General features: G+C 36.0%; 11 protein-coding genes. 3 read left to right on the top strand and 8 right to left on the bottom strand.

Translation table 11 applies throughout. The features are described 5' to 3' along the window. The first annotated feature begins 73 nt into the window (after positions 1-73). The 3 genes from ICG50_RS07255 to ICG50_RS07245 all read left to right on the top strand — a co-directional run bounded on the left by ICG50_RS07255 (position 74) and on the right by ICG50_RS07245 (position 4669). Positions 74-2155 carry a M1 family metallopeptidase gene (locus ICG50_RS07255; protein ID WP_187660241.1) on the top strand — a complete coding sequence of 694 codons (2082 nt, stop codon included), beginning with the start codon at positions 74-76 and terminating at the stop codon, positions 2153-2155. Continuing rightward, a complete protein-coding gene (locus ICG50_RS07250) occupies positions 2155-3060 on the top strand; it encodes a patatin-like phospholipase family protein (protein ID WP_187660240.1) in 906 nt (301 codons plus the stop codon). Before ICG50_RS07255 ends, ICG50_RS07250 begins: the two co-directional genes overlap by 1 nt. A 73-nt stretch (positions 3061-3133) precedes the next feature. Continuing rightward, complete coding sequence (locus ICG50_RS07245) at positions 3134-4669, top strand: YifB family Mg chelatase-like AAA ATPase (RefSeq protein ID WP_187660239.1); 1536 nt, start codon at positions 3134-3136, stop codon at positions 4667-4669. A 55-nt stretch (positions 4670-4724) separates the two neighbouring features. Here ICG50_RS07245 and ICG50_RS07240 read toward each other — a convergent pair whose 3' ends face one another. The 8 genes from ICG50_RS07240 to panB all read right to left on the bottom strand — a co-directional run bounded on the left by ICG50_RS07240 (position 4725) and on the right by panB (position 15919). After that, positions 4725-6074: a hydroxymethylglutaryl-CoA synthase family protein gene (locus ICG50_RS07240; RefSeq protein WP_187660238.1), complete on the bottom strand. Its 1350-nt coding sequence runs from the start codon at positions 6072-6074 to the stop codon at positions 4725-4727. Positions 6075-6232: 158 nt separating this feature from the next. Beyond that, the gene (gene ypfJ / locus ICG50_RS07235; protein WP_187660237.1) at positions 6233-7090 is read right to left on the bottom strand and encodes a KPN_02809 family neutral zinc metallopeptidase; all 858 of its coding nucleotides are present in this window, start codon (positions 7088-7090) and stop codon (positions 6233-6235) included. Between the two features lie 12 nt (positions 7091-7102). Next, positions 7103-11002, bottom strand: a complete 3900-nt coding sequence (locus ICG50_RS07230) for a PAS domain S-box protein (RefSeq protein ID WP_187660236.1) — start codon at positions 11000-11002, stop codon at positions 7103-7105. Positions 11003-11167: 165 nt separating this feature from the next. Further along, positions 11168-12499, bottom strand: coding sequence for an aldehyde dehydrogenase (locus tag ICG50_RS07225; protein ID WP_187660235.1), 1332 nt, complete (start codon positions 12497-12499; stop codon positions 11168-11170). A gap of 58 nt (positions 12500-12557) precedes the next feature. Further along, on the bottom strand, positions 12558-13904 hold the full coding sequence (locus ICG50_RS07220) for a DUF5723 family protein (protein WP_187660234.1): 1347 nt from the start codon (positions 13902-13904) through the stop codon (positions 12558-12560). Between the two features lie 81 nt (positions 13905-13985). Next, the gene (locus ICG50_RS07215) at positions 13986-14678 is read right to left on the bottom strand and encodes an RluA family pseudouridine synthase (protein ID WP_187660233.1); all 693 of its coding nucleotides are present in this window, start codon (positions 14676-14678) and stop codon (positions 13986-13988) included. Positions 14679-14697: 19 nt separating this feature from the next. Beyond that, a complete protein-coding gene (locus tag ICG50_RS07210; RefSeq protein ID WP_187660232.1) occupies positions 14698-15051 on the bottom strand; it encodes a four helix bundle protein in 354 nt (117 codons plus the stop codon). Between the two features lie 49 nt (positions 15052-15100). Next, on the bottom strand, positions 15101-15919 hold the full coding sequence (gene panB / locus ICG50_RS07205) for a 3-methyl-2-oxobutanoate hydroxymethyltransferase (RefSeq protein ID WP_187660231.1): 819 nt from the start codon (positions 15917-15919) through the stop codon (positions 15101-15103). Positions 15920-15945 lie beyond the last annotated feature (26 nt).

Genomic DNA, 15945 nt, shown 5'->3' with positions numbered 1-15945 from the left:
GCGAAGATAGTTTTTAATTGGTAAATTTGAAAATACATTACCTTCGTAATATTGAAAACCTACGATTCAAAACATGAGATATCTTTTTCTTCTTTTTTCCATTTTTACTTTCGCCCAGCAAACGCAAAAAGTGGATTTTATAATGTGCAAAGCTTCGGTCTTCCCAGAAATGGTAACTAATAAAGTAAGTGGCGTTGTTACCTATGAATTCAAAGTGATTTCAGCTATAGATTCTATTAGAATTGATGCGGTGAACATGACTTTTAGTGAAGTTGAAATTAATGGAAAACCGGTAAAGTTTAAAAATAACAAGAAAGAGTTAGTCTTGTTCGAAGGTTTTGTAAAAGGAAAAAACAAAGTCCAATTGGCTTACCAAGCTTTTCCAAAACAAACCATGTATTTTAATACCGGAAGCCAACAAATTTGGACACAAGGTCAAGGAAAGTACACCAGTCATTGGTTTCCGAGTTTTGACGATGTGAATGAGAAAGTGATTTTTAAAATGAATATCTCATTTGATAAAGATTATAATGTATTGGCAAATGGCATTTTGAAAGAAACGTTTCCGGATAAAGACAAAAAAATATGGCTTTATGAAATGCAAAAACCAATGAGCTCTTATTTATTAGCAGTGGTCATAGGCGATTTCAGAAACAAAGTCATCGCTTCTAAATCGAGCATACCATTGCAGTTTTTTATCCAGCCGAAAGACACGGCGAAGTTTGAATCGACGTACAGGCATTCGAAGAAAATATTTGATTATTTAGAGAAAGAAATCGGTTTCCAATATCCATGGCAGATATACAAGCAAGTTCCCGTTGAAGATTTTTTATATGCCGGAATGGAGAATACTAGTTGTACGATTTTTGCCCAAGATTTTGTAGTGGATGACATCGGTTTTAACGACAGAAATTATGTAAACGTCAATGCACATGAGTTGGCACACCAATGGTTTGGCGATTTGGTTACGGCAAAATCAGGCAAACACCATTGGCTGCAAGAAGGTTTTGCGACTTATTACGCTTTGTTGGCGGAACGCGAGGTTTTTGGCGAGGATTATTTTTACCACCAACTTTATCGAACTTCTTTGCAACTAAAAAATGCCGCCAAAACCGATTCAATTCCGGTGATGCATGAAAAAGCGAGTTCGTTGTCGTTTTACCAAAAAGGCGCATGGGCTTTGCACATTATTCGCGAAGCTATTGGTCCGAAGTTGTTCCAAAAAGCAGTGAAATCTTATCTTAAAAAGTATCAATATAAAAATGTGGAAACCAATGATTTCTTGTCCGAAATTAAGAAAGTATCACCAACCTTCGATACCGAAAAGTTCAAGAAAACTTGGCTGGAAGATTATCGTTTTCAAACTGAAGAAGCGAATACTTTGCTAAAGAAAAATGCTTTTATTCAAACACTTTTCGAAGCGCAACAATTGCGCAAAAAGTCATTGGCAGAGAACAAGCAAAAGTTCACAGAGTTATTGAAATCCAATGTTTTTTATCCGGTAAAAACAGAGATTTTGTACCAATTGAAAGAAGTTCCCTTTAATGATAAAAAGGAGTTTCTGATATTGGCATTGCAAACCAATAATATTAAAGTGCGTCAAGCTGTTGCAGAGTTTATGGAAGAAATTCCGACTGAATTTAAGTCGATGTATGAATCTTTATTAGACGATGCTTCTTATGAAACCAAAGAAATTGCTTTTATGAATCTGTGGAAAAATTTTCCTGAAAGCAGAAGTGTTTATTTGGCGAAAGCCCAAGATTGGAAAGGCGGAAATGACAAAAGTTTGCGAGTGCTGTATATCATGGCATTTTTAAATTATGTCGATTCACAAGAAATTGAAGATCAAAATCTATCCATTACCTATTTACAATTGCATTCAGAATTGGTTCGTTATACTTCGCCACAATATGAAAGTTCAGTGCGTCAAAATGCTCTGATAAACGCCTTAACCATCATGAGCAAGAATCCTGATGTTTTGAAAAATCTGGTCAATGCGACGACGCATTATAAATGGCAATTCAGCAAATTTGGTCGGGATAAAATTCGCCAATTATTGAAAGATGACAGTTATCATGTCTTATTTGAGTCTTTGTTGCCAACTTTACCAGAAAGTGAAAAAGTCCAATTGCAGAAACTGTTGAGCGAAAAATAATGAGAGCTTTAGTAATTTCGGGCGGCGGCAGTAAAGGTGCATTTGCCGGTGGTGTAGCGCAATATTTGATGCAGGAGAACCGGCATGAATACGATATACTTATTGGTAGTTCTACCGGAAGTTTACTCATTCCGCATTTGGCTTTGGGTGAAGTGGATAAGATTTATAATATTTATTCTAATGTTGATATGCGTAGTATTTTTGACATTAGTCCGTTTGTAGTCAAAAATAAAAATACGCCGCAAGAAACGGTTTCCATCAACCACTGGAATGTATTGAAGCAGTTTTTAAAAGGCAAAAGAACCTTTGGCGAAAGCCACAAACTATTGGAATACATAAAGGAAAATTTCACTAAAAATGAATTTGCTTTACTCAAAGCAACCGCTTGTGAAGTGATTGTTACGGTGACCAATCTTTCCAAAAATGAAGTCGAATACAAGTCGATTAAAGACTATGATTACGATGAGTTTTGCGAATGGATTTGGATTTCCTGTAATTATATTCCGTTTATGTCATTGGTGACCAAAAACGGCTACGAATATGGCGATGGCGGATTTTCGAGCTTGGTTCCGATTAGAGAAGCCATTAATCGCGGTGCGACTGAAGTAGATGTAGTGATTTTGGAAACTGAAGTCCAAACCCGACCGAAAAAAATTGGCCGAAACCCATTTTCATTGATGATTGATTTGTTTCAAACGCTTCTGACACAAGTAGAGAAACACGATATCACCATCGGAAAATTGGCAGCCAAGAATAAGAATGCCAAACTTAATTTATACTACACACCAACACAACTCACCGACAATGCTTTGATTTTTAACAAAGACCGTATGAAAGATTGGTGGCATAAAGGCTATCAATATGCTAAAAATAAAAGTGAGTTGATGAGTGACAACGTACAATAAATCAATAAAAATATTCTTATAAAACTATTTATTTGTAACTATTTTACTATTTTTATTTTTTAAAAAGTAAGATATGTTGGTAAAAGTTTTTGGTAGCGCAGTCTTTGGAGTAGAAGCGACTACTATAACTGTTGAGGTTAATATTGACAAAGGCGTTGGTTATCATTTGGTGGGATTGCCGGATAACGCTATCAAAGAAAGTAGTTATCGCATTGCAGCTGCTTTAAAAAACAACGGTTACAGTTTACCGGTAAAGAAAATCATCATCAACATGGCGCCGGCTGATTTGCGAAAAGAAGGTTCGGCATACGACTTGACTTTAGCCATTGGCATTTTGGCAGCGACCAATCAAATCAAAGCAGCGGAAGTCGATAAATATGTTATTATGGGTGAATTGTCTTTGGATGGAGGTTTACAACCGATTAAAGGAGCGTTGTCAATTGCCATCAAAGCTAAAGAAGAAGGATTTAAAGGTTTCTTTTTACCGATTCAAAATGTAAAAGAAGCAGCTATTGTTGATGGACTTGAAGTGTATGGTGTTGAGAATGTGTTGCAAGTAATTGACTTTTTTGAAGGCAGAGGAACGATTGAACCAACAGTGATAAATACCCGTGATGAATTTTACAAAACCTTAGATTTTCCCGAATTTGATTTTGCAGATGTCAAAGGACAAGAGAGTATTAAGCGCTGTATGGAAATCGCGGCTGCCGGTGGTCATAATATTATTCTCATTGGTCCGCCAGGTTCCGGTAAAACAATGTTGGCCAAAAGATTGCCGAGTATTTTACCGCCAATGACATTAAAAGAAGCACTGGAAACTACCAAAATCCATAGTGTTGCCGGGAAAATAAAAGACGCCGGATTGATGAACCAAAGGCCTTTTCGTTCGCCACATCATACGGCTTCGAGTGTGTCACTTGTCGGCGGTGGCAGTTATCCGCAACCCGGAGAAATCTCTTTAGCCCACAATGGTGTTTTGTTTTTAGACGAATTGCCTGAGTTCAAACGAGAAGTTTTAGAAGTGATGAGACAACCCTTGGAAGACCGAGAAGTAACAATTTCGCGAGCCAAATTTACGATTACTTATCCGTCATCCTTCATGTTAGTGGCAAGTATGAATCCGAGTCCGGGTGGCTATTTCAATGATCCCGATGCACCGGTAAGTTCGTCTCCAGCCGAAATGCAGCGGTATTTGAGCAAGATTTCCGGACCGTTGTTAGACAGGATTGATATTCACATTGAAGTGACTCCGGTACCATTTGAGAAACTCACCGAAACCAGACCGGCAGAAAGTAGCGTGTTAATTCGGGAACGCGTAACCAAAGCCAGAGAGATTCAATCACAACGTTTTGAGGAATTTGATAACATTCACTACAATGCGCAAATGAGCACCAAACAAATCAGAACTTATTGTGCTTTGGATGAGGTTTCGTTACAACTTTTAAAAACCGCGATGGAAAGATTAAATCTATCGGCACGAGCTTATGACAGAATTCTGAAAGTCTCCAGAACCATAGCCGATTTAGAACAAGCAGAAACGGTCAGTTCCAATCACATTGCGGAAGCGATTCAATACCGAAGTTTGGATCGTGATGGTTGGTTGGGATGATGGAGTTTTCAGTCCCAGTCTCAGTATGCAGTTATTAATCTGTTAACTACGACTGTTAATTATATTTGTAATACCTAGCGCCAATTAAAACAGGATTTTCTTTTTCAATTGATTCCAAATAGAATTCGTTTGTCGGAGCCAAAACCGATTGTTTTAATTCTTTTTTATGCAATTTTTCATAGGTTGAGAAATTGATAGCTGTAGCTTGTTCCAAAGTTTCAAAAAGTTTTACTTTTTCGATGACTGATTGCCAATCAGCAGCAACTTCAGCTTCGAAGACTTTTGATTTGGAACCACTTCCGTAAGCAATGAACCCGAATTTTTTATTCGTCAAATCAGATTTTTGTTGGAAATGATAACACAACGTGGATAACAATCCTAAGAAAATGGAACCGGTGTAAATGTTGCCAATTTGTCCCGAAGCGATTTCGGACGGCAATATTTTTGTATTGACTAAGGCTAAATATTCCGGACTTTTGGCTAAGGCTTTGAGTTTGTCTTTGGTTGTTTCTCCGATTTGAGTTTCTAGTAATTCTGTATTTTCTTTGGCAAAAATTTCAATAAAGGTTCTTCGACCTTGAAAACAATAGGGAAGATGCATTAAAATATTTGACCAGTTTTCATAAACTTTACCGCTTTGGTTACTTTCGGATTTGTAATGTTGGTAGGCTTCCGAAATTCGGTTGATGTAACACTGATTCGAATATTGTCCGTCGAAAACCGGTTGTTCTTTGTAAATCGCTATTTCGCATTCTAAAACACCATGCCATTCCGGATTATGCTCTAATTGTAAATCTTCTTTGCTGACAAATCGACGAGGTTTGAAGAAATCAAATACGCCTTGTGTTGAAACACCAACTTCATTTGAAAAACTCAAAATCCTTGGTTCAGAAGTGATTAGCATAGCTATTGATCCAGCGCCTTGAGTGTATTCTCCGGTTGAATTCAAATCGTATTTAGCATTGTCAGAAGCAATTACCATCGCTTTTTTAGTTGGGTTTAACCGAATGTAATCGAGGCAATTTTGCAATGCATCAATAGCGCCAATACAGGCAAAAGTCAAATCGACTACATCACAATTTTTGAAACTACCTTCGCCTAAAACATTTTCTAAATTAGATAAAACGTAAGAAGCTACGGGTTTCGAACTGTCGATTCCGCTTTCGGTTCCAACGTATATTCGGTTAATTTCTGAAGGATTCAGGTTTTCTTGTCGGATAAGTTTTAATGCTGCATTCGAAGCCATAGTCACTACATCCTGATGAACATCAAGGAAGCTCATTTTGTGCAACCCCAAACCTTTGATAAGCTTGTCGGCTTCAATGTTTCGGTTTTCGGCTAAAGTGGTTATGGGAAGGTATAATTGTGGAATATCAAATGCGATACTGTCGATGCCTGCTTTCATTTTTTTTACAATTTTGCTTTGCAAAATTAAAAAAGACAACCTCAAAATGACTTGAAATTGTCTTTAAAATTAACGTGTTAAACACGATTTATGATAAATGCAAAAAAGCATAGTTTTAATTTTCGAATTGTGATTTTTGCTGCAACTTACTGGTTTTTTTAATCCAAAAGTGCTGAAAATGTATCTCCTTGTTTAATATCTCCCGAGTTGTAACCTTTTTTAAACCAATACATTCTTTGCTCTGACGTTCCGTGCGTGAAACTATCGGGTGTAACTTGACCTTGCATTTTACTTTGAATAGCATCGTCACCTACAGCATGTGCTGCGCTCAATGCTTCTTCAATATCACCTTCTTCTAAAAGATTTTTGTTATAATGTGCCCAAACGCCGGCGTAGAAATCGGCTTGTAATTCTAAGCAAACGGACAATTTATTGGCTTCAGTTTTGCTTTTACTTTGTTGCAATTGACGTACTTTTCCGGATGTTCCTATGATGGTTTGCAAGTGATGTCCCATTTCATGAGCAATCACATACGCAATGGCAAAATCACCGCCTTCAGCACCAAAACGGGTTTTTAATTCTTCGAAGAAACGCAAATCCATATAGATTTTTTTGTCACCCGGACAATAAAATGGTCCTGAAGCAGAAGTAGCACTTCCACAAGCGGTATTTACGCCGTCATCAAAAATAACCATTCCGGGTTCTTCAAAATCCATGTTGTTTTCTTGGAAAATTTTGGCCCAAGTTTCATTGTTGTATACAAAACAAGATTTTGAAAACTCACCAAGTTCTATTTCTTCCGCCGATAGTTCTCGGGTTTTAGTTCCTTCAGTTTGTGTTTCAGTCCCTTGGGTTTGTTGTATTATATTGCCAATGGTTTGTCCTGTTTCTCCACCAAACATTTGGAGTAACAACACTACAATACCAATTACTCCACCACCCAAAAGCGCTTTTCCACCTCCGGACATTCCTCTTCGATCTTCAAAATTACCACTTTCTTTTTTTTGCCATTTCATGATATTTATGATTTAGTTTAACTTCATTAAATCTCGAATAATTTTTTCTAATAATTCTTTGTCTATGGGTTTTGGGATATAATCATTCATCCCGTTTTCAATACATTTTTCTTTTTCTCCTACCACTGTTCCGGCTGTTAAGGCAATGATTGGAATATTGGCTGTATTGGGTAAACTTCTAATAGCAGTAGTTGATTCATAGCCGTTCATTATTGGCATTTGGATATCCATTAATATTAAATCGGGCACCAAAGTTTGTACTTTTTCATAGGCTTCCTTACCGTTTTCGAGTTCGATGATTTCGGCATTTGGTAAAATTTGTTTGACTAATGTTTTGGCCAAAAGCATGTTGATTTTATTGTCTTCAACAATAAAAATAATTTTTTTTGCGGTACTGATAATTGTAGAGGATTCGCTTGATTTGGTCGTTTTTTCGACTGATTTATCATTTTCTGTAGATAAATTAGAATACGTTACATCTAAAATAAAGCTAAATTCACTTCCTTTATTAGGTTCGCTGCTTAATTCCAATTTACTGTTCATTAAACCCAACAATTGGTTTGAAATGGAAAGGCCTAAACCGGTTCCGCCAAATCTTTTAGAAGTTGAATTGTCTTCTTGTGAGAACGCTTCAAATATTTTTAATTGGTTATCTTTTTTGATTCCGATTCCGGTGTCTTTTACGGCAAATTGTAACTGAATGCTATCTTCATCAATTATTTTAAAAGTTTTTACGGTTAAGTCAATTCCCCCTTTTTCAGTGAATTTTACGGCATTGCTTAATAAGTTGATTAAGACTTGTTTCAGGCGGATGTAATCTACCCAAATAAATTTTGGAGCCTCTTTTTCGATGACTAAATTGAGCTTTAAATTTTTGAGATTGGCTTCATACTGAATTAAATCTACTACTTGGTTGAGCAATTCTGTTATGTTTATTTTATCAACATCGAGTTCGAGTTTACCCGATTCAATTTTGGAAAAATCGAGGATGTTATTAATTACTTCCATCAAGGAATTCGCCGATTGGTTGATGGTGTCCATGTATTTTTTTTGGATGTTTTCCAAATTGGTATTCATCAAAAGTTCGGTAAATCCAATGATACCATTCAAAGGAGTTCTGATTTCATGACTCATATTGGCTAAAAATTCCGATTTGGCTCTGTTGGCAGCTTCGGCATAATTTTTTGCTTTAATGGCTTCTTCAGCTTCCATTCTGGTGGTGATGTCGATGAAAATCCCAACAATGTATACGATTTCATTGTTTTTAAAAATAGGCTCGCCAAATTCTTCTACCCAGATAGATTGCCCTGATTTATTGACTATTCGATAGATTAAATGAACTTTTTGTTTGCCTTTAAATAATTCATCAGCTTTATCACGTACAATTTTAATATCATCCGGATGTACCAAATCGATATAGAATATTTTATTGGAAAGGAAATCTTCTTTGGGATAACCGGTTAGTTTTTCTATTTCATCATTTAGGTAAATTTTTGACCATTTTTCATCATATTTTGATAGGTGAACGGTTCCCGGAATGTTATTGGCCAAAAGCCTGAATTTCTCTTCGCTTTCTTTGATAATTCCTTCATTGATATTTCTTTCAAAGGCAGAGGAAATGTTGTTGGCTAGGGATTGCAAAATTGTAATTTCATCAATAGACCATTCTCTCTCGAGGGTTGAATCATCAAAGACTAAAAAGCCGTGCAACTCATTTTTAACAAATATAGGTAGAAACAAAACCGATTTAATCTCAAATACTTCGAGGAATTTTCGAGTGGTTTCGTCTTTGATTTTTCTTACTATAGCAGCATAATAATAATTCTCTTCCATATGCTTCATCACAAAGGAAAGCATCTCGGGAGTTATATTTTGCAGTGCTTCTCTAGGCTGAGCGAATCCTTTTTCAGCAGCAAGCCAGCGGTGTTTTTGATAGAAAAGTGTGTCTTTATCATTTTTAGCGAAAAATGAAATCCTATCTACTTTTAATACCATACCAATTTCATTAACAATGCCTTTTAAGATTTCATCGGTATTTTTGTTGAGTAAAAATTTGTCAATGTTTTTACTGATTACAGTCAAGATTTCACTTTTGTAAGACAGTTTTTTATCTGATTCCAATAATAATTGTGCTTCAATGGCAATCGCTATTAAATCAGCGATTGATCGGGCAAAATTTATGTCTTCATTGTCCCATTCAAAAGAGGCATCTGTTTTCTCAAAACACAAGATTCCGATTATTTTCCCATTGATGAATATTGGAGTGTCCAACAAAGACATGATGTCATTCTTGGGAATATAATCATAACATAGCTCTTGGGTTATACTGTTGTTATAAACGTTAGAAGCTACAATTTGCAACCCGGTTTCGATGTTTTCAAAGTAAATGGGATAGGCTTCTCTGCCTAAGAAAAAGTTTTTTTCAAAACGGTCGCCTTTCAAGTAGTAAATGCTTTCACATTTCAATCCTTCAGGAATGTAAGACCAATAACCGACTCTTTCAATGGTACAATTTGTTGCTGCTACTTTGAGTATGTTTTTAAGAATTCCGCTGAAAGTGTCTTTGTTAGAATAACTTTGTGAAGTTAATATTTTTAATGTTTCGTTGTGAACTCTAACTTTTTTACTGCGATTGTAATGTTCGATTTCAAGATTTTTAACCAAAGTTATATCTCTGGCAATGGCTGAATAACCGATGACTTCACCAAAATCATTTTTCTTGAGCGTTACTTTTTGAGAAACCCAGATGGTTTCCCCTTCTTTTTTTAATAACGGAAACACCAAATCATTGTATTCTCGTGTCTCGGGTATTTCTTTATAAAAATCGGTGACATATTCCAAATAATCGGTTCTGACAAAATTGGAAAAATGTTTGCCTAAAATATCTTCTTTTTCATAATGAAGTGTTTTTACGGCAAATTGGTTGACATAAGTTACCACGGCTTTTAAATCTATTTCATAGATTAAATCGGCAGCTGATTCTATTAAGCTTCGGTATTGGTCTTTGATTTTTACTTGCTCTGTAACATCTTGTCCTATACCGATAACTACATCATCAGCGTATTTTTTATCTTTCCATTGGATGAATTTATAGTCGCCGTTTTTGCATTTCAGTTTTCTGACATACGTTCGCTCATCCACAAAGCTTTGGTGATATGCTTCTCCAATAAACTCGGGATCTTCGGTTAATTTCCAAAACCCCATTCCCATAACTTCTTCTACAGTATAACCTAAAATAGTTTCCACGGATTCGCTGCAAAACGAGACTTCCCCTTTTTTATTGGTAGTCATAATCAACGAATTTCCATTATTGACAATGATGTCTGAAAAGAGGAATTTATTTTTGGTTTCCAATAGGGCCAAATGTCTTGAAATATGAATTGCTACAGTAGACAGAAAGGTACAAACCAACAAAATGGTCAATTTACTTTCGATTAATTCTGTTTGGTAACTAAAGATTAAAAAAGCAAAAATACTTAAGACAAAAACCCAGTATTGAAGGATATTTTTTATGACAAAATAGGACAGAAAAAAGGCAACAATAAAACTGGCATAAGAGATTAATTCATAAGGTGTAAAAAACAAATTGTAGCCAATGAAGCAAAAATAGCAAAGGTAAAATAGCGGGAAAACGAGGGTGATTTTTTTATAAAAATAGTCATATTTACTACTTAAAAAATAGAGCAAAAGCATCAATGCACCAACTGTAAAATTGACAGCAACATGATGTCTGGCACGTAATTCAAATACATCTACTATCGTTTCAATTAAAGGAATAGTAATCCCGAAAAAGAGAAAATAGATTCGGAATTGTTCTTCTTTAGGTTCAAAATCAGAGTATTTTTTACCAAGATTTAGTTTTTTTTGTAAAGTTTTGTGAATAGCCACATAGAATAATAAAGAAATAATCAATAATAAACAGATTATTATATAGCTATTAATATTGGTAAATGAAAAAAGATAACTCAAGGTATAGTAGATATTTTTGACCAATTAAACAATTTAAATTTAAATAATAACTTTTGCATTACAATATACACAAAAATAGGAATACTGCTCACTTTTTGAAAAGCATATTCAAGAAAACCACTTCAATAATTTTTTGATGGTATTCAGTTTCCCTCTATAGGGTGCATATCTTATTGGGATGTCGAGCCAATTGGCTTTTTTTACGATGGCTTTTTGGTGTGAAAAAAGATCAAAACTCAGTTTTCCATGATAAGCTCCGATTCCGCTGTGCCCAACACCACCGAAAGGCAATCGCTTGTTGGCAAAGTGAATCATAGTATCATTAATACAACCACCGCCAAAGGTATATTTTGAGATTATTTTTTTGGCAAAAGTGTTATGCTCAGTAAAAACATAAAGTGAAAGTGGTTTTTCAAATTTGGTAATAATTCGTTCCAAATCGGGTTCAGATTCATAACTCAAAATCGGCAATATCGGACCAAAAATTTCTTCTCGCATGACCAAACTTTCCAAAGATGGATTGTCGAGTATAGTGGGAGCGAGATAATAATCTTCAGCGTTTGATTGGCCACCAATAAGAACTGTCTGATTTTCTAAAATCGCTAACAGTCTTTTCCAGTTTTTTTCATTGATAATACGCGCGAAATCAGTTGATGTTTCAGGGTTTTCGCCGTAAGCCAAAATGATTTCTTCTTTTAGAAAAGCGATGAGTTTGGTTTTAATACTTTGGTGCACCAAAAGATAATCCGGAGCAATACAAGTTTGTCCCGCATTTAGGAATTTGCCCCAAACGATTCTTTTTGCAGTCAGTTTTAGATTGGCACTTTGTTCAATGATGCATGGGTTTTTTCCGCCTAGTTCTAAAGTGACCGGTGTTAAATGTTCAGCAGCGGCTTTGGCCACAATCTTTCCAACAGCAACACTGCCTGTGAAGAAAATATAATCCCAGCGTTGAGCCAATAAAGTTTGGGCCACTTCAGTGCCTCCTTCAATGCACTCGACATGGTTTTTATCAAAGGTTTCGCGGATAATTTCGGCAATGATTTTTGAGGTATTCGGGGTAAGTTCTGAGGGCTTTACGGTTACTTGATTTCCGGACGCAACCGCTGCGATTAATGGCGCTAATGTCAATTGGTACGGATAATTCCAAGGGGCAATAATCAATATTTTGCCATAAGGTTCTTTATAGAGATAATCGGTAGAAGGAAAATTTAAAAGAGAAGGCAAAACCCATTGCGGTTTTGCCCATTTATTCATGTTTTTAATCGTATGTTTTAATTCCGCTAAGATGTAATCAGTTTCTGTAAACACGGCTTCAAAACTTGGTTTTTTGAAATCGTCATGCAAAGCTTTGATAATGTTTTGCTCCTGTTTTTGAACGGTAATTAGTAATTTTAGTAACGATTGCTTTCTGTAATCGAGGTCCGTTTTAAAAATCATGATTGGTACTATTAGCTAGGCTAATATATGATTTTTTTTACAGACGAATTAAATTTTGTTACAGAAAAGCCCAACGGAATCCGGTGTAAATATCCCCTTGTTTGCTGTCGCTGATTAAAGCTGATACCAAGGAACTTGTTCCAAGATAGAAACCGCCTAATCTAAATCCGAAACCAATATTAGTTCCCGAAATTTCATTAAAACTGACCGGGATATAAGTTTCAAAGAATCCTAAATTTACCCTTGGTGTAATACTGAAAATATTGGGCACCGTAATTTGATCATTCCCATTATCTTCGTTTAATTTTTGTTGCCAATAAGCCGTAACATATACTTTAGAAATGATTCTAAAATCGGCATAAGTGGAAAGCACCGTTGGCAATTTTACTTTGAAATTGGTTTGTCCACTGGTTTCAGTTAAGTAGCCATTGTTAGATAGAATTTCCTCCACGTCACTCAAATTGTCCACATTTTCAAACAAACTCAAATCCAATCCTTGTGGGTTTTGAATAGTTGGTTGGATGTCTAAAACATAATTGGTTGATGCATTGTTGCTGTCATCAAACGACATGCTTCCGATGTTTCTGATGGCCAAACCGGCATTCAACTTATAATCTTTTCCTTTTTTCCATTGGTAATTAAAACCTATATCTCCGGCAAAACCATTTAATCCACCGAAAATGGATTTACTGTAATCATCAAAGTTGGTAAAACTATCCGCCAAATTACCTGAATAGGCGATGTTTAGAGTGGCAGGCGAATTGGTTGTTAAATAGGCACCGCTGGCATTTTCTGTTACCGTTCCGTTTAATTGACTTAAACCAAAGTTAGAGTATGAACCCGGAAATAATATTTTAAGTGTTACGCCTGCACTAAAGCGGTGGTTTTCGTTTTCAAAAACAGTTCGCGCCGCTGACAAACCCACTTCTCCATAGGAAGTTCCGCTTAATCGTTGGTTATTCGGACTATCTAAAAGGGTTGTGTTCAAAAGGATATTATCATTGGTTATTGCATTACCAATAGTTGGGTCAATGTCAACCATATCAAATTTGGCATGGGCTTTTGTGGTAATGGCAAAACCCCATTTTTGCCAACGCATAGCAAATCCGGGACCGAGTATTTCGGTATCTATTCTGGCGTTTACCGGACTTGAACCTTGAAAAAGCAGTTGCTCAAAATCGGTATCCGAATTAAAATCACTGAAGGCAATTTTATTATTGGCCACATTAAAACTTAACCCATAAATATTGACTTCAAATTTTTTAGACAAATTGGCTAGTTCGGCCGGATTGATATTGGCATTCAAAATACCTATACGGCTGGAAGTACTGATGCCTGAAAAGTGGTCTTGAGCAAAAGTGCTAAGTCCAACAAAAAGACTGACGGTCAAAATGATTTTCTTCATATTTGGATAGATTTAGGTTTATAACAGTTGGGATTTCAAAAACCCTAACTTAACTATAAACGTAAAAGTAGTTATTTTAGTTTACAAAGCATTCCAAATCACTTCATTTGGTGTAGGCGCAATGATTTCAAGGGTTTTCTTGGTTACCGGATGGATAAAAACCAATTTCCGGGCATGAAGATGAATGCCACCATCAGGATTACTACGGTCAAATCCGTATTTTAAATCGCCTTTAATTGGGCAACCAATAGCCGACAATTGTGCTCTGATTTGATGGTGTCTTCCCGTGTGAAGTTTGATTTCTAAAGCAAAATAGTTGTTGAGCTCCTTAATGATTTTATACTCTAAACTTGCTTTTTTACTTTCAGGAACCTCTTTGAGATGTGCTTTGGAAGTGTTGTTTTTTTCATTTCTTTTCAGAAAATGAATAAGATTGTCTTCTGTTCTTGGTGGTTTGTTTTTTACAACAGCCCAATACGTTTTCTGCGTTTCTCTGTTGCTGAACATTTCGTTTAATCGGGTTAAAGCCTTACTGGTTCTGGCAAAAACAACGATTCCTGTAGTAGGTCGGTCTAGTCGATGAACCACGCCAAGAAAAACGTCACCGGGTTTATTGTACTTTTCTTTGAGGTATTCTTTAACAACTTCAGAAAGCGGTTTGTCTCCGGTTTTATCGCCTTGAACGATATCACCAACACGTTTGTTCACCACAATGATGTGATTGTCTTCGTGAAGAATTTGGAGGTTATCTTTATTTGAAAATAGCTTAGACATTTTAGACTTCTTAGAAAGGTTAGATTTTTAACGTCGTGCGGAATCGAGAAATCATTTTGATGATTTCATTTAACTCATTAGCAATAATCTCTAATTCTTCAGTATTGACAAAGCCTAAATCAGAAGCAATTAAAAGTTGTGTTTCAACTTCATAAGCTGAACCAATGGCAATTTCTAAAAATCTGGAAAAATCTTTATTTGAACTTCTTGAAGAACCTTCAGCGATATTCGATGGAATAGAAACTGATGCACGACGCAATTGATTGGTTAAACCAAACTTTTCATCACTAGGAAATTTAGAGGTTATAGCATAAATCTGAGAACAAAATAATCTGCTTTTCTTCCAAATCTCCAATTCCTTATATCTATGCATATCTGATTATCTAAGAAGTCTAACAATCTAACTTGTCTAAGAAGTCTAATTAATATTGCTCGTTCTTATTAGGAAAATCACTCGACTTCACATCGGACACATAATTCCCAATAGCCGAAGTCATTTGTTCGTATAAGTTTAAGTAACGTCTAAGGAATCTCGGACTGAATTCATTGTTCATCCCCAACATATCGTGTATCACCAAAACCTGTCCGTCAACACCACCGCCGGCTCCAATTCCAATTACAGGAATCGAAATCGTTTTAGCTACTTTCTCCGCTAAAGAGGCTGGAATTTTTTCCAAAACTAAGGCAAAACAGCCTAGTTTTTCTAATAATTTGGCGTCTTCAATTAATTGTTCTGCTTCAGCTTCTTCTTTGGCACGAACGGTATAAGTTCCGAATTTGTATATCGATTGTGGTGTTAAACCTAAATGACCCATAACCGGAATTCCGGCGTTTAAGATTCGTTTAATACTTTCTTTGATTTCGCTTCCACCTTCTAATTTTACAGCATGTCCGCCACTTTCTTTCATAATTCTGATGGCTGAACGCAACGCTTCTTTTGGGTCACTTTGGTAACTTCCAAAAGGCAAATCGACTACAACCAAGGCTCTTTCAATGGCTCTAACAACTGAAGAGGCGTGATATATCATTTGGTCTAAAGTGATGGGCAAAGTCGTTTCGTGACCGGCCATTACATTACTCGCAGAATCACCTACTAAGATTACATCAACGCCCGCCGTATCTACAATCTTAGCCATGGTATAATCATAAGCTGTAAGCATCGATATTTTTTCGCCATTGGCTTTCATGTCAAAAAGTGACTTGGTGGTGATTCTTTTGTAATCTTTTTTTGCTGTTGACATCGCTATATTTTTATAAAGTAAAGTTA

It is taken from the genome of Flavobacterium buctense, assembly GCF_014486695.1.
GTDB classification, from domain to species: Bacteria; Bacteroidota; Bacteroidia; order Flavobacteriales; family Flavobacteriaceae; genus Flavobacterium; species Flavobacterium buctense.
This window is presented reverse-complemented; position numbering and strand designations above follow the sequence as displayed.